The organism is Endozoicomonas sp. SESOKO4, assembly GCF_024606275.1.
The window spans coordinates 1-1,898 of sequence record NZ_JAHHPS010000548.1; the positions used below are offsets into that span (position 1 = coordinate 1).

Genomic DNA, 1,898 nt, shown 5'->3' on the forward strand with positions numbered 1-1,898 from the left:
TGAGCAGGTCCGGAGTGTCCATGAGCTGATTTTTGCCCTGCATCAGCGCTTTGTAAACGCACTGGCACCGATCGCATTGGCTTCTGGTCAGGGAGTGGTATCCAAGAATAAGTGCATAACCTATGTTGATTACACGACTCCGGGCGAGAATGTGTCGCTTTTGAGGCCATCCGACAAAGAATCAATTGAAGAAATAGGGGTTATAGGGACTGTCGTCAATATGAATGATGCCTTGTTTGTTAATCTGAATTTAGGAGTTCATGTGAGCCTTATCGAATTACTAGAACAGGCAGAGGGAGGTAAAGGACGAACCTTGCGGCTGAAATTTACTGACCAATTTGAATTTAGCTATTTTAAATCTGGCAAGTTAAAGCGTATGTGGTTTCTGACGCACTTACTAAAAGCAATTGAACTGGATAAAGATGCAGACACCATGAAAATAAGCTTCAACGCCGTAGCGGGCCAAATAGTCGTCGAATGCTCCCGAATGAAATTACGTCAAACCATGCATGCTGCCTTTGAAAAACTGATTATTGCGTTATATGGTATGAGTAATCTGGATATGTTTTTGGAGAAAATAGAGATTTTTAATCGAGTTCGGTGGGATTTTGATGTGTTTGCACAACAACTTAATAGCAACGTTACCACAGAAGTCGATAGGTTCGCCTTTCAACATAGCCTTTTCTCAATCCTTTATGTCGCTGATTTTCTCAGTGTTCCCGATTATTGTGGCTTATTAAGCAGCCACCAACAGCAGTTTTTTTATCATGCCAAGCAGTTAATATGCTTCAAGGAAAAATCGGAGGACAGCTTTTGGGAAATGTTTATGAGTGATAAGATGACTGATGACACCCGCAAGGAACTCTTACAGCACCTTTTATTGTTGGATCCCGAAAAAGCTGTTTCATTGTATGAGGATGTGTATCCCCACTTGAGAGGTAAATACTTTATTCTCAAACCAACATATGATTACAAGCCAGATTTCGTTGTTCAACCCGTTGAGCAGCATTGTGATCATAATGAAAAAATCGAGCAAGCCCTGCTGAAGTATGGGCTGGAATATGCCAGCAAACGTGTTCGAAAAGATTACTCTTACATCTTTAGATCCCAAAAGAGCTGTTGTTCCATTGCATGAGGATGTGTATCCCCATTTGAGAGATAAGTATTTTGTTATCAACCTTTAAACGTGTTCAATAATCTGCGGATCAACTCTGACATCGCTGACCGGCACAAATCGTTTTGCCAGCCTATTGCGTGCTTCAGACTGTCGACTGAACTTTATAAAAAAAACATTGTCTAAAGAAAGTGATCGCTTTATGCGTCAGCGGTTAAATCATGGATGAATAATAACATGGGTGGGATATCCTGATGTTAGTTGATACTACTTTTGACATATCAAATCCTCAAAGCCTGACAACTGAGCCCAATGAGAAGGCTGGGGTTGGCAGTTCATTCAAAGGGGCTAATAGTTCACCTGAAAGGTATTTTAGTGATCTTGATCCCAGTGGTCTTCCCGAGCCAAGGTCGATAGGCGAACGCACTTGCCATTCAGCTGTTTTGGCTCAGACTGTTGACTGCTGTCCCGCCAACCGGGAACAACTTGGCGGCAAGGGCATGTTTTTACAGCGCATGAAGAAAGCCGATCTTCCTGTTCCCCCCTTCGAATGTGTTACTGCTCAGGTCATGAATGCGCTTGAACAACACCCTCTGGATACCTGTCTTTTAGACCGCTGTTTTCCCTGGATCGTCCTTGAATCGGGGACAGAGACCAGCTTGGCGAATATCCGGAAATACCTCAATGGCTTGCCGCCTTCAGAGCAAGCCAAAAGGGATAGCTGGCTGCCGGATCTGGCACAATTTGTTGCCAGTGATGACTATTACGAACAGGTTAAAGATTC

At 43.3% G+C, this 1,898-nt stretch carries 2 protein-coding genes; both read left to right on the forward strand.

Annotation, left to right across the window (positions count from 1 at the left end; translation table 11 throughout):
* A partial coding sequence (locus KDK16_RS10640) for a hypothetical protein (protein WP_257276071.1) occupies positions 1-1,135 on the forward strand: 1,135 nt, incomplete at its 5' end.
* Positions 1,136-1,368: 233 nt separating this feature from the next.
* A partial coding sequence (locus KDK16_RS10645) for a hypothetical protein (RefSeq protein WP_257276072.1) occupies positions 1,369-1,898 on the forward strand: 530 nt, incomplete at its 3' end.